Origin of the sequence: Phenylobacterium sp. (genome assembly GCF_044358365.1) — a bacterium.
Taxonomy (GTDB): Bacteria; Pseudomonadota; Alphaproteobacteria; order Caulobacterales; family Caulobacteraceae; genus Phenylobacterium.
This window is the reverse complement of record NZ_JBIKNZ010000068.1, coordinates 1-17,970: the sequence shown is the minus strand read 5'-3', so window position 1 is coordinate 17,970 and position 17,970 is coordinate 1. Positions and strand designations below refer to the sequence as shown.

General features: G+C 65.5%; 20 protein-coding genes and 2 pseudogenes. 12 read left to right on the top strand and 10 right to left on the bottom strand.

All coding sequences use genetic code 11. The features are described from left to right. From ACIQ3B_RS15070 to ACIQ3B_RS15060, 3 genes are all read right to left on the bottom strand, one after another. The coding region (locus ACIQ3B_RS15070) for a pirin family protein (protein ID WP_397403974.1) at window positions 1-432 on the bottom strand (432 nt) is incomplete at its 3' end. A 197-nt stretch (window positions 433-629) separates the two neighbouring features. Continuing rightward, window positions 630-1,253, bottom strand: coding sequence for a DUF6338 family protein (locus ACIQ3B_RS15065; RefSeq protein ID WP_397403972.1), 624 nt, complete (start codon window positions 1,251-1,253; stop codon window positions 630-632). An 8-nt stretch (window positions 1,254-1,261) separates the two neighbouring features. Beyond that, a complete protein-coding gene (locus tag ACIQ3B_RS15060) occupies window positions 1,262-1,759 on the bottom strand; it encodes an Lrp/AsnC family transcriptional regulator (protein ID WP_397403970.1) in 498 nt (165 codons plus the stop codon). A 142-nt stretch (window positions 1,760-1,901) separates the two neighbouring features. Here ACIQ3B_RS15060 and ACIQ3B_RS15055 point away from each other — a divergent pair, with 142 nt between their 5' ends. Next, window positions 1,902-5,327: an indolepyruvate ferredoxin oxidoreductase family protein gene (locus ACIQ3B_RS15055; protein WP_397403968.1), complete on the top strand. Its 3,426-nt coding sequence runs from the start codon at window positions 1,902-1,904 to the stop codon at window positions 5,325-5,327. 42 nt (window positions 5,328-5,369) lie between these two features. Here ACIQ3B_RS15055 and ACIQ3B_RS15050 read toward each other — a convergent pair whose 3' ends face one another. Together ACIQ3B_RS15050 and ACIQ3B_RS15045 are read right to left on the bottom strand one after the other, a co-directional pair. Continuing rightward, window positions 5,370-5,861: a YkgJ family cysteine cluster protein gene (locus ACIQ3B_RS15050; RefSeq protein ID WP_397403966.1), complete on the bottom strand. Its 492-nt coding sequence runs from the start codon at window positions 5,859-5,861 to the stop codon at window positions 5,370-5,372. 1 nt (window position 5,862) lies between these two features. Next, the gene (locus tag ACIQ3B_RS15045; RefSeq protein WP_397403964.1) at window positions 5,863-6,534 is read right to left on the bottom strand and encodes a spermidine synthase; all 672 of its coding nucleotides are present in this window, start codon (window positions 6,532-6,534) and stop codon (window positions 5,863-5,865) included. 96 nt (window positions 6,535-6,630) lie between these two features. On the opposite strand from ACIQ3B_RS15045, the gene ACIQ3B_RS15040 reads away from it, so the two are divergent. Continuing rightward, window positions 6,631-7,395 carry a DUF169 domain-containing protein gene (locus ACIQ3B_RS15040; protein WP_397403962.1) on the top strand — a complete coding sequence of 255 codons (765 nt, stop codon included), beginning with the start codon at window positions 6,631-6,633 and terminating at the stop codon, window positions 7,393-7,395. Between the two features lie 3 nt (window positions 7,396-7,398). Here ACIQ3B_RS15040 and ACIQ3B_RS15035 read toward each other — a convergent pair whose 3' ends face one another. The 4 genes from ACIQ3B_RS15035 to ACIQ3B_RS15020 form a co-directional block, all read right to left on the bottom strand. After that, on the bottom strand, window positions 7,399-8,292 hold the full coding sequence (locus ACIQ3B_RS15035) for a phytanoyl-CoA dioxygenase family protein (RefSeq protein WP_397403960.1): 894 nt from the start codon (window positions 8,290-8,292) through the stop codon (window positions 7,399-7,401). Window positions 8,293-8,318: 26 nt separating this feature from the next. Continuing rightward, a complete protein-coding gene (locus ACIQ3B_RS15030) occupies window positions 8,319-8,921 on the bottom strand; it encodes a TetR/AcrR family transcriptional regulator (RefSeq protein WP_397403958.1) in 603 nt (200 codons plus the stop codon). A 65-nt stretch (window positions 8,922-8,986) separates the two neighbouring features. Then, window positions 8,987-9,430: a surface-adhesin E family protein gene (locus ACIQ3B_RS15025; protein ID WP_397403956.1), complete on the bottom strand. Its 444-nt coding sequence runs from the start codon at window positions 9,428-9,430 to the stop codon at window positions 8,987-8,989. Between the two features lie 431 nt (window positions 9,431-9,861). Then, entirely contained in the window at window positions 9,862-11,031 is a 1,170-nt protein-coding gene (locus tag ACIQ3B_RS15020; protein ID WP_397403954.1) for a serine hydrolase domain-containing protein, read from the bottom strand. A gap of 471 nt (window positions 11,032-11,502) precedes the next feature. On the opposite strand from ACIQ3B_RS15020, the gene ACIQ3B_RS15015 reads away from it, so the two are divergent. After that, window positions 11,503-11,970: a tellurite resistance TerB family protein gene (locus ACIQ3B_RS15015; protein ID WP_397403952.1), complete on the top strand. Its 468-nt coding sequence runs from the start codon at window positions 11,503-11,505 to the stop codon at window positions 11,968-11,970. Beyond that, window positions 11,970-12,161, top strand: coding sequence for a hypothetical protein (locus ACIQ3B_RS15010; protein ID WP_397403950.1), 192 nt, complete (start codon window positions 11,970-11,972; stop codon window positions 12,159-12,161). Before ACIQ3B_RS15015 ends, ACIQ3B_RS15010 begins: the two co-directional genes overlap by 1 nt. Before the next feature lie 9 nt (window positions 12,162-12,170). Here ACIQ3B_RS15010 and ACIQ3B_RS15005 read toward each other — a convergent pair whose 3' ends face one another. Further along, window positions 12,171-13,445 carry a tetratricopeptide repeat protein gene (locus ACIQ3B_RS15005; protein ID WP_397403949.1) on the bottom strand — a complete coding sequence of 425 codons (1,275 nt, stop codon included), beginning with the start codon at window positions 13,443-13,445 and terminating at the stop codon, window positions 12,171-12,173. 97 nt (window positions 13,446-13,542) lie between these two features. Here ACIQ3B_RS15005 and ACIQ3B_RS15000 point away from each other — a divergent pair, with 97 nt between their 5' ends. The 8 genes and pseudogenes from ACIQ3B_RS15000 to ACIQ3B_RS14965 form a co-directional block, all read left to right on the top strand. Then, entirely contained in the window at window positions 13,543-14,655 is a 1,113-nt protein-coding gene (locus ACIQ3B_RS15000; protein ID WP_397403947.1) for an NAD(P)/FAD-dependent oxidoreductase, read from the top strand. Window positions 14,656-14,750: 95 nt separating this feature from the next. Further along, a complete protein-coding gene (locus tag ACIQ3B_RS14995) occupies window positions 14,751-15,017 on the top strand; it encodes a BrnT family toxin (protein ID WP_397403945.1) in 267 nt (88 codons plus the stop codon). Then, window positions 15,007-15,288, top strand: a complete 282-nt coding sequence (locus ACIQ3B_RS14990) for a BrnA antitoxin family protein (protein ID WP_397403942.1) — start codon at window positions 15,007-15,009, stop codon at window positions 15,286-15,288. The genes ACIQ3B_RS14995 and ACIQ3B_RS14990 overlap by 11 nt, the downstream gene beginning before the upstream one ends. Window positions 15,289-15,413: 125 nt before the next feature. After that, window positions 15,414-15,932, top strand: coding sequence for a MotA/TolQ/ExbB proton channel family protein (locus ACIQ3B_RS14985; protein ID WP_397403941.1), 519 nt, complete (start codon window positions 15,414-15,416; stop codon window positions 15,930-15,932). 28 nt (window positions 15,933-15,960) lie between these two features. Next, window positions 15,961-16,155, top strand: a pseudogene (locus ACIQ3B_RS14980) (FAD-dependent oxidoreductase); the annotation flags it as partial. A gap of 86 nt (window positions 16,156-16,241) precedes the next feature. Continuing rightward, window positions 16,242-16,538: a type II toxin-antitoxin system RelE/ParE family toxin gene (locus ACIQ3B_RS14975; RefSeq protein ID WP_397403939.1), complete on the top strand. Its 297-nt coding sequence runs from the start codon at window positions 16,242-16,244 to the stop codon at window positions 16,536-16,538. An 8-nt stretch (window positions 16,539-16,546) separates the two neighbouring features. Beyond that, window positions 16,547-16,855: a HigA family addiction module antitoxin gene (locus ACIQ3B_RS14970; RefSeq protein WP_397403937.1), complete on the top strand. Its 309-nt coding sequence runs from the start codon at window positions 16,547-16,549 to the stop codon at window positions 16,853-16,855. A gap of 109 nt (window positions 16,856-16,964) precedes the next feature. Continuing rightward, window positions 16,965-17,918, top strand: a pseudogene (locus ACIQ3B_RS14965) (NAD(P)H-dependent flavin oxidoreductase); the annotation flags it as partial. Window positions 17,919-17,970: the final 52 nt, after the last annotated feature.

Here is a 17,970-nt window from a genome sequence, read left to right as displayed (position 1 = left end):
GGGCAGGTCGGCCGGCCCGTGATTGGCGAAAGCCGGCGCGATCTCCTCCTGGCCGTCGGGCAGGGCGACCCAGGCCTGGATGCCGTGCAGGGTTCCGCCCTGGGCCCGGTGTGTCTCGAACCGTTCGGAGTGGGTGATGCCCGAGCCTGCGGTCATCCAGTTGACCTCGCCCGGGTGGATCGGCTGGACGGCCCCCACGCTGTCGCGGTGGGTGATCTCGCCCTCGAACAGATAGGTGACGGTGGAAATCCCGATGTGAGGATGCGGTCGAACGTCCACCTCGCGCCCGAAGCCGGGCTGGAACGCGGAAGGACCCATATGGTCGAAGAACACGAAGGGACCCACCATCCGCCGCTTCACAAACGGCAGCACGCGGCCAACCTCGAAACCGCCGAGGTCCTTGCGGCGCTGGTCGATGATGAGGTCGATCATCTACTTCTTGGAGGACGCCGTCCCAAGGTACCTGCCGGTGGTGTCACGCCGAGGGCCTTCACTCAACGACGACCGAGGGGCCTGACTCAACGCCGACGCACCCCTTGGCGGGTTCTTCGGACCATCGGCCTTGGGTGAATACCCATCCCGTAGAACTTGGATATAGGTATTGGAGGACTTTCGCTTTTCCATTGCCGCTAATCCTGCTTCACCGGATCGTCCCAGAAGAACTCCAACCAGATATAGTCGTTCCGATGGAAGATCGCACCCTTGGAATTGGCGATGGGCTGAGCAAAATGACCCTCTGGGTCAATCTCCCATAATTCTTCGAGATAGAAGTCGCCGGAGTGCGGATGCGCGGAGGCAAATGACTCACCGCCAAAGTATCCGCCAATCCTGCCGCCATCAGCCAGATGCACGATCACCCAGCAGGGTTCATTCGTACTGAAGTAGGCGTCGAATGCCGTTTTCTGCTCGCCAAGAAGCCAGCCGCCGCGCAGCCCATAGCGTTGCAGCAGGCGGAATGCGAGGGGCCAAATCAACGGCCCCGCGATGCAGGCCAACAACCCGTTTCCAATGATGGCCGGCCAGTAGGGGCTGCGCTCTATTAGGTACTGGCTGTTCAGGTAGATCGGCCAAGCAAAAACGAAAGCATTGAGAAGTGAGAAGCCGACCACATCGATCAGGGCTTCCGTTGCGGTGGTCGCGCGTCGGTCAAGGAACCGATGCAGCTTTAATGACAGAAAGCCCGGCAGAAACAGGACAATCAACGCCCAGAACTGGACCGGGGTTAGCGTCGCGATTTTGCTGAGGTCTCCCATCGGCCGGCCTACCCCTGCGAACTCACATAGGCGCTGACAAGTCCCAACGGCGCGGCGGTGGTGTTCTTGACCGAGCGGATCACGATCCGGCTCTCGATGTTCGAGACCAGCCCCAGGCTCAGGATCTTGTCGCGGAGTAAGTTGTCGAAGGCGTGCATGTCGCGGGTGACGATGCGCAGCTCATAGTCGCAGGCGCCGGTGACCGTGGCGCACTGGACCACCTCGGCCAGCTTGGTGATGGCGGTTTCGAAGGCGTCGAGATTATCTCTGGTGGGCAGGCTTAGCTTGACGGTGCAATAGACCTCGAAACTCAGGCCCAGCTTGTCGCGGTCGAGGATGGTCACCCGGCGCTGGATCACGCCCGCATCCTCCAGGCGCTTGATCCGCCGCCAGCACGGGCTGGAGGATAACCCCACCCTTTCGGCGATCTCGGCCACCGACAGTCCGGCGTCATGCTGGACCAGATCCAGAATCTTGGCATCGACTGCGTCAAGAACCTCGGGCAATTTTTCCTCCTGCAGTGGGTATGAAAGCGTGGTGTTCTTGCCCCGGAAACCGTGCTCCGGGGCATGATTTTAGCAAGCAATTCCAGCGAGCTTATAGGATCGTGCACGTCGCGGGGAGAGGCCCAGAAGGAAAAAAATTGCGATGCGGCACCAGGATGTGACGCTCGACGACAAGTTTCTGCTCACGGACGGTCGGGTGTTCATCACCGGCGTCCAGACGCTGCTGCGTGTTCTGATCGATCAGCACCGGCTGGATCAGGCCGCAGGACTCAATACGGCGGGTTTTGTCAGCGGCTATCGCGGCTCGCCCCTCGGCGGGCTTGACCAGCAGGCCGCACGCGCCGCGAAACATCTGAAAGCCGCCGAGGTGGTGTTCAGGGAGGGCCTCAACGAGGACCTCGCCGCCACCGCCGTCTGGGGCAGCCAGCAGGCCAACCTCTTCCCGGGCGCCCTGTTCGATGGCGTCTATGGCATGTGGTACGGCAAGGCGCCGGGCGTGGACCGCACGGGCGATGCTTTCAAGCACGCCAACTTCGCCGGCGTCTTCCCCAGGGGCGGCGTGCTGGCGGTCGCCGGCGATGACCACACCTGCAAGTCCTCGACCCTGCCGTCGCAATCGGAGTTCGCGTTCCAGGACTTCGAGATGCCGGTGCTGTCGCCGGCCGATGTGCAGGAGGTGCTGGATTACGGCCTGATGGGTATCGCCATGTCGCGGTTCTCCGGCCTCTGGGTGGGCATTATCGCGCTCGCCGACACCATGGATTCCGGGGCGACCATCGATGTGTCGCTGTCGCGGCATCAGATCGTCATCCCTGAGGGCTTCCGGATGCCGCTGGGTGGCCTCGGCATCCGGCTGAAGGATCAGCCGCTGGACAAGGAGCGTCGCCTCCGCACCCAGAAACTGCCCGCCGCCCTAGCGTTCGCCCGCGCCAACCGGATCGACCGGGTGGTGCTGGGCTCCAGCCGCCCGCGCCTGGGCATCGTCTGCCAGGGCCAGGCCTACAAGGACGTGATCGAGGCCCTGGCGGCCATGCGGATCAGCCCGGAGGAGGCTGCCGATCTCGGCGTCGCCATTTACAAGGTCGGCATGCCCTGGCCGCTTGAGCCTCTGGGATTGCGCGGGTTTGCGGCCGGCCTCGAGACCCTGATGGTGATCGAACACAAGCGCGCCCTGATCGAGACCCAGGCGCGTGCAGCGCTCTACGACCTTCCGGCCCATGCGCGGCCCACGATCATTGGCAAGACCGACGAGACGGGCGCGCCGCTGCTCTCCGAACTCAATTCGCTGTCGGTGGCGGAGATCGCGCTGGCCATCGCCGACCGACTGCCGCCCGGCCCGCATATGGACCGGGTCTACGACTATCTGAGCCGGGTGTCGGCCGCCTCGATGGCGGCGGTCACGCTATCCAGCGACCAGCAGCGCAAGCCCTTCTTCTGCTCGGGCTGCCCACATAACACCTCAACCCGCCTGCCGGAGGGCTCGCGCGCCCTGGCGGGCATCGGCTGTCACTACATGGCCAGCTTCAACGATCCGTCCACCGACCTGAACAGCCACATGGGCGGCGAGGGTCTGAGCTGGGTTGGCGCATCGCCCTTCACCACCGAGAAGCACGTCTTCGTCAACCTGGGCGACGGGACCTACAATCACTCAGGGTCGCTGGCGGTCCGCGCGGCGATCGCGTCCGGCGCCAATATGACCTACAAGCTGCTGTTCAACGACGCCGTGGCCATGACCGGCGGCCAGGCGGCCGAGAGCGGCTTCACCGTCCCCCAGATCACGCGTCAACTGGCGGCAGAGGGCGTTCGCAAGGTGGTGATCGTGGCCGCTGAGCCCGAACGCTACCAAACCGTCACCGACCTGGCTCCCGGGGTAGAGGTCAAGCCGCGCCGCGAGCTGATGGCGGTGCAGCGCAGCCTGCGCGAGGTGCCGGGCGTTACGGTGCTGATCTACGATCAGGTCTGCGCCACCGAGAAACGCCGCCGCCGCAAACGCGGAACCATGGCGGCTGCCCCGATGCGGGTGATGATCAATCCGCTGGTCTGCGAGGGCTGTGGCGATTGTTCGAAGGCGTCAAACTGCGTGTCGGTCGAACCCCTCGACACCGAATTCGGCCGCAAGCGCCGGATCAATCCGTCGACGTGCAATCAGGACTACACCTGCCTCGATGGCTTCTGCCCGTCGTTCATCACCCTGGAGGGCGCCGAGAATCCGCACCATGAGACGAAACCCGCCCTGACGGCGGACGCGACCCCGCTGCCGGAGTTCCACCCTCAAAACGGCGTGCAAAACATCGTCTTCACCGGCGTCGGCGGCACGGGCGTGACCACCGTGGCTTCGATCCTGGCCATGGCGGCCCACGTGGACGGGCGCGCCGCGTCATCGGTGGACATGACCGGCCTGGCGCAGAAGGGCGGGGCGGTGTTCAGCCATGTCCGCATCGGCGAGACCGAGACCAGCGTGATCGGCGGGCGCGTGCCGGCCGCCAGCGCCCACGTGCTGATCGCCTGCGACGTGCTGTCGGCGGCGGGGCCGGACGCGCTCAGCCTCTATGCCAGGGACCGCACGGTGGCTGTCGGCAACGCCGACTTCGCGCCCACGGCCGATTTCGTTGCGGACCGGGACGTGCGCTTTGATGCCGACGAGCAGGGGCGCCGGATCGCCGCCGCGACGAAATCATATGCTTCCGCGCCGGCCAGCGAGTTGGCCGTGAGCCACATGGGCGACGCCATCTACGCCAACATGATCATGCTGGGGTTCGCCTGGCAGAAGGGCGTGATCCCGGTGTCCAGCCGCGCGCTCTATCGGGCGATCAAGCTGAACGGCGTCGAGGCCGAGCTGAACCTTCAGGCCTTCGAACTGGGACGCAAGGTGTCGGTGGATCCAGGCTTGGCCGCGCCGGCAGAGATGGCGACGCCGACGCCGGAGACGATGCCGCTGGATCAGCTGATCGCGTCGCGGGCTGAAGAGCTGACCGCCTATCAGAACCGGGCCTACGCCACCCGCTATCTGAAACGCATCGAGGCCATCGCCGCCGCCGAACGCGCCGTGGGCGACACCGATGACCTCACCCGCGCCGCCGCGGTCAGCCTCTACAAGCTGATGGCCTACAAGGACGAGTACGAGGTGGCCCGCCTCTACACCGATGGTCGCTTCGCGAAGTACCGCGCGGAGACCTGGACCGGCGGCAAGGCCAAGGTGTGGTTGGCCCCGCCGCTGATCGCGAAGAAGGGCCCTGACGGCAAGCCGCAGAAGATCGCCTTCCCGGGTTGGATGCTTGACGCGGTGTTCCCGGTGCTGGCCCGGCTGAAGGGCCTGCGCGGCTCGGCCCTGGATATGTTCGGCTACAGCGAAGAGCGGGCGATGGAGCGGGGGTTGATCGCGGCGTTCGAGGCGGAGCTGGACCGGATTGTGGCGGGCCTGACGCAGGAGCGCCTTGAGACGGCCGTCAAGCTGGCTCAGGTTCCGCAGACCATCCGCGGGTATGGTCATGTGAAAGAGGCTTCGGTGGGGCCGGCGAAGGCTGAGGCGGCGCGCCTGTGGGGTGTGTGGGAGGCGGCGTCGACTTGAATGGCCATCCCATGAGGTTGGCGCCTTCCCTGATCGACACCATCAACCTACCTCGACGCTGATGACCCCATCGGCCCGTTCGACCACTCGGATCCCCGCCGACGGATCTACCTCGCCAAGATCTACATCCTCCCCAGGCGCGATCACCCAGGTCTGCCGGCCTGCCACCGCCAGCACCAGGCTGCCGGTTCCCCAGGTCTTTGCCGCATAGGCCTTAAGCGCGCTGTACATCGGCTCGCGGCGCCAGGCGCGGGCGTTGGACGGGTCACAGCGCGCGATCAGGCGGGCGCCGTCCGGGTCCTGATCCAGCACCACCTTCGTCAGATCCGGACGGAAGCGGCGCGGCATCTCCGGGTCCATCAGCCACACGCACTCGAAGCTACGGCAACTGGCGGGGCGGTCGGGATGTATGCTGCAGCCGGCGCCGGTGCGGTGATGGACACACCAAGCGGCCATCGGCTTCTGCAATTCTTCAACGGCGAAGACCTTGCAGCACAGGCCACAGGGGCCGCAGACTTTGGTGCGCCCGGCCATCCTATCTCGCCACGCCCACCCAGATGATGTGGCGGGCGCCCTTGCCGGAGGGGCTGGCGCGGACCTGGACCTCTTCCACCGCGAAACCGGCGCGGCGCATGCGCCCGGCGAAGGGTTGGTCGGGACCTGCGGACCAGACGGCCAGCACGCCGCCGTGCTTCACGGCCTTGCGCATGACGGCCAGGCCGCTGACGGAATAGAGGCTGTCGTTGGCGTCGCGGTTCAGGCCGTCGGGGCCGTTGTCGGTGTCCATCAGGATGGCGTCATAGGGCGGATTGGCGTCGGCCAGCAGCTGGGCGACATCGACCTGACGCGGGATGACGCGCTTGTCCCCCAGCGCGCCGTTATAGAGATGGGCCAGCGGCCCCTTGGCCCAGGTGATCACTTGCGGCACCAGTTCGGCCACGGTGATCTGGGCGTCCTTCGGCAGGTCGGCCAGCGCCGCGCGCAGGGTGAAGCCCATGCCTAGCCCGCCGATCAGCATGCGCGGCGCCTTGCGGTCCTGGATCTTGGCCCAGGCCAGATTGGCCAGCGCGATTTCCGAGCCGGAGAGGCGGCTGTTCATCAGCTCGATCGTGCCGGACATGATCGAGAAATCCTGCCCCCGCTGCATGAGCCTCAGCTCCCCGCCGCCGGGGATTTGCGCAGTGTCGAGGTGGATCCAGGGGTTCATAGCGGTGTCTTAGCGGGAAGGGGGCAGAGCCGATAGGACGCTTGCATCTGGCTGCCCGAGGCCGCAGCTTCTGGCGAAACGCTGGAGGAGACGCCCATGGATCACGACTGGCCCACCATTGTCGCCGATCTGGAGCAGTTGCTGAAACTGCGCTCGATCCCCTTCGGCATGAAGATGTTCACCGACCGGGCCGAGATGGAGGCGATCCCGCGGATCCGTCGGCCGCAGCACGTGCACACCCTGGATCAGGTGGTGGGCCAGGCCTCGCGGCTGGGCTGGACCGTGGGCATAACCGCCGATGATCTGGTCGGCGCCCAGTGTCGCGCTGTGGTGGGGCTGGGCAACGCCAAGACGCCGGAGTGGCAGTCGGGCAAGCATATGACCGGGGTCTGGTTCGATACGGTCGAGGACGCCACGGCGCACCAGTCTGCCATGCACTGCGTGCCGGATGGCCAGTATGACGCGCTGGCCGTGGGGCCGCTGGCCTCGGGAAAGCTGAAGGACCCGGACATCGCGCTGTTCTACGCGACGCCCGGCGCGATGATGTACTTCATCAACGGGCTGCAATGGTCGGGCTACAAGAAGTTCGACTGGGGCGTGGTGGGCGAGAGCGCCTGCGCCGACAGCTGGGGCCGGGCGCTGACCACGCGGACGCCCAGTCTCTCGATCCCCTGCTTTGCGGAGCGCCGCTATGGCGGGGTGCTGGACGACGAGATGCTGATGGCCACGCCGCCGGAGCACCTGATGAAGGCGATCACCGGCATGCGGGCGCTGTCGAAGAACGGCTTCCGCTATCCCTTCCCGCAGTACGGCGTGCAGCAGGATGTGCGGGCCGGGATGGCGGTGAGCTACGCGCCCTGACGGTCAGGCGCCCGGCTTGTCGGCGGTGACGGCCTCGCGCATTTGCGCCGTTCCCATGCTGGGCGCCCCGTCGGCGCGTCCCAACGCGAACTCAGGTGGCACGATCTCGGGGCCTTCTCCTGCGGGCAGGGGCGGTGTGTAGTAGCCCAGGGCGTAGGACCCCATGGCGTAGCCGATCAGGCCCTGGAGCTCGGGATCCAGAGTGCGCGCGATCTCGGGCGGACAGGAGAGGTACTGGTTCTCCTCCTGTCGCAGCCAACCCAGGGTGTAGGTGATGTTGAGGCCCCAGCGGTCCTCATCGCTGACATTGGCGCCGCCGCTGTGGAAGACGGTGCCGGTATAGATCAGCACCGAGCCGCGCTGCATCACGGCGCGGCCGATCTCGGCGGGCTCAGCGACCCGCTTGTCCGGCCAGTCGATGGAGCCGGGGATGACCTGGGTGGCGCCATTGGCCTCGGTGAAGTCGGTGAGCGCCCAGATGGTGTTGAGCTGCGGCTCGATCCCCTTGAGGTAGCGGCCCCAGGCCCAGCGGTCGCGGTGGATCGGCTGGGCCGGCTCGCCGGGCATGATGCGGATCAGCTGGGTCAGATGCAGCTGGTAGCGCTCGCAGTTGGGTAGCAGCACCTTGTCGCAGATGGCTCGGATGCGGGTGTCCAGCACGGCGGCGCGGGCCGTCTTCGACCGCGCGACGAGGGCGCCGGTGCGCGTGGTTTTGCGGCCGGTGAAGCCGTCGCGGCCAGGGCTGGTGGCCTCCACATAGGGGCGAAGCTCCTCGCGGAACGCGTCAGCCTCGGCGGGGCTGATCACATTGTCGAGGATCAGGGCGCCGTCGCGGTCCAGCACCGCCATGATGTCGTCGATGGGCGTATCGGCGGGGAGGTGGGTCAAACTGGGCATGGCGGGGTCTCCGGACCGTTGTTGCTTCAGGACAGGTTCGCGTCATCGAGCGGACGCAGGAGAGGTTTCAGCAAGGTGGCGAGAGCTTGCCGCTCGCGTGATGCGGGCCAGTGTTCGGGCTCCAGCGTGGCGCGGGCGCCGACGCCGTCCACCGCGGCGACGACAGCGTCGGCCAGCTGGTTGGCCTGTTCGGGGGAAAGTCCCGCCAAATCGCTGAAACTATCGGCCAGTTGATCCACGATCCGGACATAGTAGGCGCGGTGCCTGGCGCGTAGGCGCTCATTGCCCATCGCCCCGCCCCAGAACGCCAGCCAGACCCGCCATTCGGTGCGGGAAGCCTCATCGAGCGGCAGGATGTCGCAGGCTATCTCGAACACGGCCTCGCCCGGGGGCATGCATTTCGGCAGGGTTGTCTGCTGTTCGAGGATCCTCCGGATCATCTCGTCCAGAGCGGCAAGCAGCACCGCATCCTTGCCGTCGAAATAGTGGGTGACGGCCCCGGTGGTGACGCCGGCTGATCGCGCGACATCGCGAAGCCGCGCGTTCTCCAGGCCGCCATCGCCAATCACGCGGATCGCGGCTTCGGCGATGGAAAGTCTCTGGGCTTCGGCGTCGACCTGTTTTGGCATAACCGTAATTATGCAAAATTCATCCGTTCTGGCAGCCCTCGGATCGACCCGCGCCCGCATAGACGTCAAACGTCGCTCAAGGCCCGACAGGCGAACGCCATGCGGATCGCGCCCACAGATTCCGGGACCGGCGCGACCCAGGGGGTGGGGATGAAGCCCGGGGGCTGCCAGGACTTTCCGGTCAGCGCAGGCCTGGCGTGGAAGGTCTCCTCGACGACGCGGGAGAGGCGTTTGCGGCAATCGTATTCACCCAGACTGCGGACCGAGCGGAAGCTGAACCCGTCGCGCTGGAGTGTCCGGCCCGCATCATAGGCCGTCCAGACCCGGCGCAGGCCGGTGTCGGCCGGAGTTGCAGCGCGCATGTAGACGTTGGTGTCGTCGCTGGCCGTCACCAGGGTCCAGCCAGATTTCTCCAGCGCGGTCGTGCCGGGCATAGACAGGGAAGGCGCGAAACCCGCCAGTCCGACCGCGGCGCTGATCGCGAGCATCGTCAGACCCAAATGTCGCATATTCGTCCGGGTATCCTGCATGGGGCCATTACGCCGGCCATCAGCGTCACTCGTCCAGTGGAAAGCGCGGGCCGGCGCAGGGCCATGAAAAAGGGGCCCGAGGGCCCCCGAAGGTTCGCGTAGGCGGCGGTTCGCTCAGGCGACAAGGCCGACCGTCGCGAAACCGACTACGAGACCGGCCATCGCGAGCGTCAGCAGGGCGGGGGAGTTCCTGTGGATCTGGCGGGCGACGGCGGCGAGCGACATGGTGCGACTTTCAGTTTTCGGCAGAACCCCTTGGGGAGCGGGGCCATCCGTCTGGACAACAATCGTGTAGCATCGCAGCCGGTTCCACGATGATCAGCGATTTCACTGGACCGCTCTGCGCTTTCGAAAGGTAGGGCTTCGCCGGAGTCGGCGCCAGTTAAGGATTGGACATCCTGCGCGGCGGTTTACTCGGCCTTCGCGGCCGCCCGCGCGGCGTTCAGGAATGCGGTCCGGAAGGCTCCAATTTCCCGGTCGGTCGCCCTGGGCCAGGCGGCGTTGGTGACGATCACGATCCGGTCGTCGCGGAAGGTGGTGATCGATTGTCCGAAGATGCCGACGGCCTCGTAGCTGCCGTTGGGTCGCATCCACCAGAAGTAGCCGTAGCCGCTGGGGATGCCGTTGGTGATCTGGGTGGTGGTTGCGGCTGCGGTCCAGTCGGCCGGCAGCACCTGGGTCCCATTAGCCTTGCCGCCGTCCAGGATGAATTGCCCCACCCGGCCGTAGTCGCGAAGCGTCATCGACATGCAGCAGCCGCCCCGTTCGCGCCCGGCGGGGTCGACCATCCAGATAGCGTCCTGGCCCATGCCATAGGGCTTCCAGATCTTCTCCGAGGCGTAGTCCGACAGGCTCTTGCCCACCGCGTTGGAGACCAGGATTCCCACCAGATCAGTCTCGCCGGTGTTGTAGTGGAACATGGTCCCCGGTGGGTGGACCCGCGGAAGGCGGCTCATGTAGCGCACCAGCGGATTGACGCCGGGCTCCACCGTCATGGTGGTGGATTGGGCGACGTCTGATTTCGGATCCGTGTAGTCCTCGTTCCAGGCGACGCCGGAACTCATCATCAGCAACTGGCGCACGGAGACGCCGTCGTAGCCGGAGCCCTTGAGCTCGGGGATGTAGTCGGTGACCGGGGCTTCGAGGCTGCGGATCTTGCCGTCCTGGATCGCAGCTCCCACGAGGGTGGATGTCACAGACTTGGCGACGGAGAAGGATGTCCAGCGGTCGCGGGGCTTCCGGCCCATGCCGTACCGCTCCATCAGCACCTTGCCGTCCTTGAGGATCAGCACGCCGGAGACATTGTTGGCCTTCATGAAGGTGTCGGCCGTCCAGGTCTTGCCGCCGTAATCGAAGGTGACGTCGATCTGCCGTTTCGCCATCGGCAGCGGGCGGACACGATCTCCGCGCTTGATCGTGTTGACCTTGTAGACGGTTTCGATCGCGCGGTAGCCGTCGCTCTGTTGCTGCGGCGTCCAGACCAGGATCGAGGGTGTCTCCGGCTTCAGGGCGACCTGGGCCAATACGGGCGACGCCGTCAGAGCGATCGCGAGGCTCAGGGCCAGGTTGGGCTTGCGCATGGGGCTTCTCCCGGGTTCGGCCTCTGATCCGGGCCTGCCGTACCCGATATGCCTCCCGCGCAAACGGCAATCAATGATGATGAAAATTCATCACGACTATTTTGATGTTTAATCTGCGGATGACTTGCGGCTTCGGCTTGCGCTCCCACCTTAAGAAAGCGGACCGGGCCCCTCTGGCGATCTTTCCTCCCCCGAAAGATCGTGATGTCGGACCGCTAGAGAGTGCGCTCGGCGGCCATTTGGCTCTCCCCCAGCCCGGCCCCGGGCGCCCTCTCCGCTTACAGAGGTGGTTTCAATGGCAGGATCGATTTTCGAACGGTTGTGGGTAGCTCTGCTACGCTCGGATGCTATTGCGAAGGATCGCTATGGCGTCGTCAGTGTCAGGGAGGTTCTGGGCCCCGCGCGCCGGAACGACCCGTGGTCCAATCACAGTGCACCGATCCCGGTGCGCGCCCCCCGAAGAGGCAAACATTGACCCTCGCCAGCCAAGCGCCCGCCAGCACGCCGGGAACTGCCGGCAGCGCGGGCTGGAACCCCCTGGACACCCTGCAACTGGACGCCCTGGTTTCTGCCTGCGCCCTCGTCGCCTATGCAGACGGCTGGGTTACGGTCGAGGAACGCAAGAGCGCCAGCGCCCGGATGCAACGCGTGGATGCGACCACCGTGTTCGGCGGCGAGCGATGCCTGATGGCGTTTGATGTGCTGATCCGACAGTTCGAGCAGGACTCGATCGCGGCCGCCGAACGCGCCGAGGCGGCGATCCTCAAGCTGGCCGGCAAACCGGAACTCGGCCGTCTGGTCGTGGAGTCTGCCTGTCGGGTGGCCGTCGCCGACGGCGGCCTGGACCGGGCGGAGCGCGAGGCGATCCTGGATGTATGCCAGCTCCTGAACCTTGACCCGGCGCCGTTCGGCGTCATTGCACCTGATGGGAGACGATAATGCGTATCGGATCCACGCCCTATCTCCCGCCATTCCGGGCGCTGGACGTTCAGGTGGCGACACTTGAACGCCTGCAGGCGGCCGGGTTCGCCAGTTCGCCGACGAACGTCCCGGTTAAACCAGTCAACGCAGCGCCGGGCGAGACGCATCTGCGCCGCGTATCGGCGCACACCCTCGACATCCGGGTCTGACGCCTTCGGTCAGGTCAGGGGCAGGGCGGCCGCGCGTTCGGCCAGCAGGGCGCGTTCCAGATCAGTTTCACCGGCCAGTCCTGCTGCGGCGATCAGCGTCAGATCGATGATGTCGCGCTGGGCGTGGCTGCCGCCGAATCGCGCCGCACGATTGCGCACGGTCCGCAGGCGTTCGACGGCGACACCGTAGCGGCCCTGCCCAAAGGCCTGGACCGCTTCCGCAATCGGCAATCCAACCTCACGGGTGATCCCGGTGTTCTCCCCCGTCCCGGCGGCGACGGCGCGCAGGGTGGCGACGGTGGTCTCGGCTTCAGCATCGCGACCTGCTCCCACCAGCGCCAGCATCGCATGGACGTCATCGAAGGCGTACTGACCGTGCGGATGGAGGGCGTAGTTGTCGGCCAGTCGGGCCCACCGGTCCCCGACCTCAACATTGTGCAATTTGAGCCGCCAGAGCAGTGCCGAAGCGTCGACCATGTCGAACGCCATGGTGGAACCTTCGCCATAGATCGGGCCGTCGTACAGGCGCAGCACCTCGTCGATGTCGCCCAGACCCAGATGAAAAAGGGCCAGGTGCCACCAGTTGTGGATGGCGAAGAAGCTCTCGGGAGTCCAGTCGGGCGCATTCTCCCGCATCCATCTGACCCCCTCGGCGCGGCGGTCCTGCATCTCCAGCACGTGGGCGACCGCATGTTGCGCCCAGCCGTTGCGGGGCTGCAGTTCAATCGCGCGACGGCCGGACGCCTCGGCGCGGGCGTATTGGCCGGTTTCCTCCAGCCCGAAGGCGTGCAGACCCAGAATGGCGTGATGATCCGGCATGCCCTCTGACCAGGCGGGCAGGGCGCGAGCGATCCGGTCGCGCAGCATGCGATTGTCGCCGGTCAGGAAGTCCATCTGCTGGCCCGCCTGCAGCGCCAACACGTCATGCGGAAACGCAATGGACACATCTTCCAGGATCCGTCCCGCCGCCTGAAACTCGCCCGCTGCAATGGCCTGGATCGCCGCCACGTGGCCGGCTTCGCGCGCCGTAGCGGCCAGGCCGTCGGTCGCGGCCACGGCGCCAAGGCCCATGGCGCGAACCTTCGGGTCAGAGCCGACCAGCGTCATATAGGCCTTGAGCACATGGGCCATGACGAAATCCGGACTATCGGCCAGGGCCGAGCGCAACAGCGGAAAGGGCTCGCCGGAATAGCAATGGTAGGCGCCCAGCGCCTCGCAATAGAGCTCCGCCGCCCTGGCGCTGGCGCCGGAAAGGGCTAATCCCTGCCGATCCGCTGGTTGCATGAATTCGTCCTTCAAGCGCGTTGCTCGCCGCTTGTAACACCGGATTGGCGACTTCGCGCGGGTTCCCAAAGCCGGTCTTCCGCGATAGGCGAACGTCATGGTCGAGTTCGATTTTGATGTTGTGGTGGTGGGCGCGGGCGCTGTGGGTTTGGCCTGCGGCTATACCCTTGGACAGCGTGGCCTGACAGTCGCGGTGCTTGAGAAGGACGCCGCCATTGGCCAGGGCGTCTCCTCGCGAAACTCCGAGGTCGTGCATGGCGGGCTCTACTATCCGACGGGATCGCTGAAGGCGCGGCTCTGCGTGGAGGGGCGTCGCCGGCTCTATGCGTTCTGCGACAGACATCACGTGGAATATGACCGTTGCGGCAAGCTGGTGGTGGCCGAAAGTGAGGCCGATCTGGCGCGCCTCGAAATCATCATGGCCCAGGCGCAGACCAATGACGTCGAGGGCATGGCGGTGCTCACCAAGGCTCAGGCGCTGGCGCTCGAACCGGAACTGGCCTGCGTCGGGGCCCTGATCTCACCGCAGAGCGGGGTGTTCGATAGCCATGCCTATATGCTGGCCCTGGAGGGCGAGATCGAGGCCGCGGGCGGGGCGGTGGTGCTTTCGACGCCGTTCGAAGGCGCGACGCCGCTGGAGGGCGGGGGCTTTGAGGTGCGCGCGGGCGGCGCTGAGCCCACGGTGCTGACCTGCCGCTATCTGGTCACCGCGCCCGGGCTGTCGGCGCAAGGTGTGGCGGCAACGATCGAGGGGTTCCCGGCCGCTATCATCCCCAAGCTCCACTTCGGCAAGGGCATCTACTTCCGGCTCTCGGGCAAGGCGCCCTTCGCCCGGCTGATCTATCCGCCGCCGATCCCGGGGGCGCTGGGCACTCACTACCGCCGCGACATGGGTGGGCAGGGAGTGTTCGGCCCCGACCTGAACTTCGTCGACACCCTCGACTACTCGGTCGATCCCGGCGCGGCGCCGGCCTTCTACGCCTATATCCGCAAGTTCTGGCCGGGTCTGCCCGACGGCGTGCTCAGCCCCGACTACGCCGGCATCCGCCCCAAGATCCACGGGCCGGGCGAGACGCAACCGGACTTCCGGCTGGACGGGGCGGACGTGCATGGGCTGCCGGGGCTGGTCGCTCTGTTCGGAATCGAGAGCCCAGGGCTGACCTCGTCGCTGGCGATTGGCGAAGAGGTGGCGGTCAGGCTGGGGCTATGAAGGGGCAAGGCGACGCCGGCCCACCTACATGATGTATAAGCGGCGCATACTCGATTTGCCTTGTCGTCTGGTTATTTTGTATATACATTTTAAGTGTGGCCGTTGAGTTCGATCCCGCGAAGGACGCCGCCAATCTGGCCAAGCACGGCATTCCGCTGTCCGAGGCCGAAGGGTTCGATTTCACGGTCTCTGTAATTACGCGTGATGATCGCTTCGACTATGGCGAGGCGCGCTTTCGCGCCTTCGGATACGCCGACGGCCAGGGCCGCTGCCTCGTGTTCACCGTGATCAATGCAACGACCATTCGCGCCATCAGCTATCGGCGCGCCAGACACAAGGAGCTGAAGCGCTATGGCCTCTAAGGCGGTGACTCCAGATCACGAAGACTTCGACGACAATCCCGAGTGGACAAAGGTGGATTTCGACAGGGCGCGCCCTGCCTCCGAGGTGTTGCCGCAAGGCCTCTTTCAGGCGCTCATCAGAGGGCGCGGCCCGGCAAAATCGCCCACCAAGACGCCGGTCTCAATCCGCCTGTCAGCGCGCGTTCTCGATCACTATCGTGCCCAGGGTGCGGGCTGGCAGACGCGCTTGAATGCGGATCTCGAGGCATTGATTGGTGACGGCGACAAATGAGAGGCGTGACCGGGTCAAATCAACCATAGCATGTACTTTTCTGTGTTTTCGTCCGCGCATTGACTCTCGGAAGTGTGAGAATAGTCTCCGCATAGTTGGGTATGCCAGATTTGGAGACCAGGAAATTGAAACTCCGACGAGCGCTGCCATGCTTCGCTGTTGCCATCAGCGCTGTGCTCATAGCCGTGCCAGCCATCGCGCGCTCATCCGCGAGTGATCCAACTTTCACCAAGATACCAACGACCGACCGCCTGACCCTCGTCGGTGTTTACAGCGAATCCGCGCCAGTCATGAAGTTGATGTTGTCCGGGCTCGCGGTGGCTGCAGCAATCGCCCTGACGATCTGGCTAATCCAGTTTGTCAGGTTGCACCAGCGCAAGGTCGACGGCGCGGGAAGTGCTATCGCCTACTTGTCCGGCCAAGCGGCTGCGGCCCCGTTATTCGGCCTGTTAGGCATGAGCTATGGGCTCGTCTCCATCTGTGTCGGTATCACCAACAAGCGGCCTGGACCGGACCTGATTGCTCTGGCGCCGGGCTTGGCGGAGGCCTTTCTTTCCTTGACCCTTGGAATCCTGGCGGCCGGGATCGCAACCGTCGCCTGCCATCACCTCAAGGCCCGTCTGCAGGCCTTCGCAGAGGCTTAGTCCCGCTGGAAAGCCCACCGATCGGCACGGCACCCTCAGCCCCGACTATGCCGGCATCCGCCCCAAGATCCACGGCCCCGGCGAAACCCAGCCCGACTTCCGGCTGGATGGTGAGGATGTGCATGGGCTGCCGGGGTTGGTGGTGCTGTTCGGCATCGAGAGCCCGGGGCTCACCTTGCCGCTGGCGATCGGGGAAGAGGTGGCGGGGCGGTTGGGGGTTTGAACGGGCTACTCGCGTCCCAGCCACGAGCGAGAGAGTTTGCGAGATGTCCCATGGGGTGGTACATTAGCGCCTGATTGGAGCGGCAGATGATCATCAGCTTTCGGGATGAGAGTCTGCGGGCCTACTTTATCGATGACATTCGAACCAGGACGGTGCCGGCAGACCTGGCGGCGCGCGTGTTTCGGAAGCTGCAGATGCTGGACGATGCGACGACCGATCAGGATTTGCGCTCGCCGCCCAGCAATCAATTCGAGAAGTTGCGGGGTCCATTGGCCGGGTTTCATTCGATCCGTGTGAACCAGCAATGGCGACTGATTTTTCGGTGGGATGGCGCGCGCGGCGAAGCGCATGGCGTCTATCTCGATGACCATAGCTACAGGTGAGTCCGTCCATGTTGATGACCAAGGCCCAGCCCGCGTCTGTCGCCGAGATCCTGGTGGAGGAATTTATGGCGCCGCTAGGTTTGACCCAGGCCGCGCTGGCGGACGCCATGGGCGTGCCACGCAAGCACGTGAATGAGTTGTGCAACGGTCGGCGCAGCATCACTGTGCCCACGGCGCTGATCCTCGCCCGGGTGTTCGGCTCCAGCGCGGATTTCTGGCTCAACCTGCAGCGGCGCAACGATCTCTGGGCGGCGATGCATAGCCCGCGTGAGCTGCAGCGGATCGCGCGGGCGAGGCCGCTGGGCGTGGCGGCGTAGGTTGATCGCGGAATCTATTTTTCCCGTTGGCTTGCTGACTGCGCCGCCATGGCAAACACCCGTTTGAAACCGCTTCCGTCCGCGCCATAGTCACTCCCAAAGGGAGCCCCACATGAAGAACCGCATCACCGATCTGCTCGGCGTGAAATACCCCATCGTCCAGGCGCCGATGGGCTGGATCGCTCGGGCGCAGCTGGCCAGCGCCGTGTCCAACGCGGGCGGCTTTGGCGTAATCGAAACGTCCTCCGGCCGCCTCGACGAGGTGCGTGAGGAGGTGAAGAAGATGCGCACCCTTACCGACAAGCCGTGGGGCATCAATGTCGCCCAGGCGTTTGTGCGCGACCCGGACATCGTCAAGTTCGTGGCCGATCAGGGCGTCAAGTTCGTCACCACCTCGGCGGGCGACCCCAACCGCTACTGCGAGGCGCTGAAGGGCGCGGGCCTCACCGTGTTCCACGTGGTGCCGTCTATGGCGGCGGCGCAGAAGGCCATCGAGGCGGGCGTCGACGGGCTGGTGGTCGAGGGCGGCGAGGGCGGTGGGTTCAAGAACGGCCGTGATGTGGCCACCATGGTGCTGTTGCCGCTGGTGCGTTCCCGGACAGATCTGCCGATCATCGCGGCAGGCGGCATCACCGATGGTCGCAGTATGGCCGCTGCCTTCGCCCTGGGCGCCGAGGGCGTGCAGATGGGTACGCGCATGGTCTCGGCCGCCGAGAGCCCGGTTCACCAGAACTGGAAGGACAGCATTGTCGGCGCCAGGGAAACCGACACGGTGTTCCTCAACCGCCACGGCCCCGGCCCGGCGCTCAGGGCGTTGCGAACCGAAAAGACCACACGGTTCGAACTGGAGCCGCCGGCCAACATCATGGGTGAGATGGCGAACGCCCTGCAGCTCTACTTCGGCGGCGACATGGAAGCCGCCATCGCCCTGACCGGCCAGGTCGCCGGGCGGATCGATTCCGTTAAGCCGGTGGCGCAGATTCTCAGCGAGACGATCGCGGAGTTCGAGACGGTGATGACGGAGCTGGGCGCCAGGTACGGGCGGGCCAGGTCTCTCGCCTGAACCGCGCCTATTTCCGGTCGTTCAGCCAGCTGCGGACCGTCTTGTTGACCAG

Bases quoted from the DNA above. Each gene is read 5' to 3' on its own strand.
- ACIQ3B_RS15010 (WP_397403950.1), top strand. From the start codon at position 11,970: ATGCGTATCGGATCCACGCCCTATCTCCCGCCATTCCGGGCGCTGGAC.
- ACIQ3B_RS14970 (WP_397403937.1), top strand. From the start codon at position 16,547: ATGTTGATGACCAAGGCCCAGCCCGCGTCTGTCGCCGAGATCCTGGTG.
- ACIQ3B_RS14975 (WP_397403939.1), top strand. From the start codon at position 16,242: ATGATCATCAGCTTTCGGGATGAGAGTCTGCGGGCCTACTTTATCGAT.
- ACIQ3B_RS15025 (WP_397403956.1), bottom strand. From the start codon at position 9,430: ATGCGACATTTGGGTCTGACGATGCTCGCGATCAGCGCCGCGGTCGGA.
- ACIQ3B_RS15040 (WP_397403962.1), top strand. From the start codon at position 6,631: ATGGATCACGACTGGCCCACCATTGTCGCCGATCTGGAGCAGTTGCTG.
- ACIQ3B_RS15065 (WP_397403972.1), bottom strand. From the start codon at position 1,253: ATGGGAGACCTCAGCAAAATCGCGACGCTAACCCCGGTCCAGTTCTGG.
- ACIQ3B_RS15005 (WP_397403949.1), bottom strand. From the start codon at position 13,445: ATGCAACCAGCGGATCGGCAGGGATTAGCCCTTTCCGGCGCCAGCGCC.
- ACIQ3B_RS15030 (WP_397403958.1), bottom strand. From the start codon at position 8,921: ATGCCAAAACAGGTCGACGCCGAAGCCCAGAGACTTTCCATCGCCGAA.
- ACIQ3B_RS15055 (WP_397403968.1), top strand. From the start codon at position 1,902: ATGCGGCACCAGGATGTGACGCTCGACGACAAGTTTCTGCTCACGGAC.
- ACIQ3B_RS15045 (WP_397403964.1), bottom strand. From the start codon at position 6,534: ATGAACCCCTGGATCCACCTCGACACTGCGCAAATCCCCGGCGGCGGG.
- ACIQ3B_RS15050 (WP_397403966.1), bottom strand. From the start codon at position 5,861: ATGGCCGGGCGCACCAAAGTCTGCGGCCCCTGTGGCCTGTGCTGCAAG.
- ACIQ3B_RS14990 (WP_397403942.1), top strand. From the start codon at position 15,007: ATGGCCTCTAAGGCGGTGACTCCAGATCACGAAGACTTCGACGACAAT.
- ACIQ3B_RS15035 (WP_397403960.1), bottom strand. From the start codon at position 8,292: ATGCCCAGTTTGACCCACCTCCCCGCCGATACGCCCATCGACGACATC.
- ACIQ3B_RS15000 (WP_397403947.1), top strand. From the start codon at position 13,543: ATGGTCGAGTTCGATTTTGATGTTGTGGTGGTGGGCGCGGGCGCTGTG.
- ACIQ3B_RS15020 (WP_397403954.1), bottom strand. From the start codon at position 11,031: ATGCGCAAGCCCAACCTGGCCCTGAGCCTCGCGATCGCTCTGACGGCG.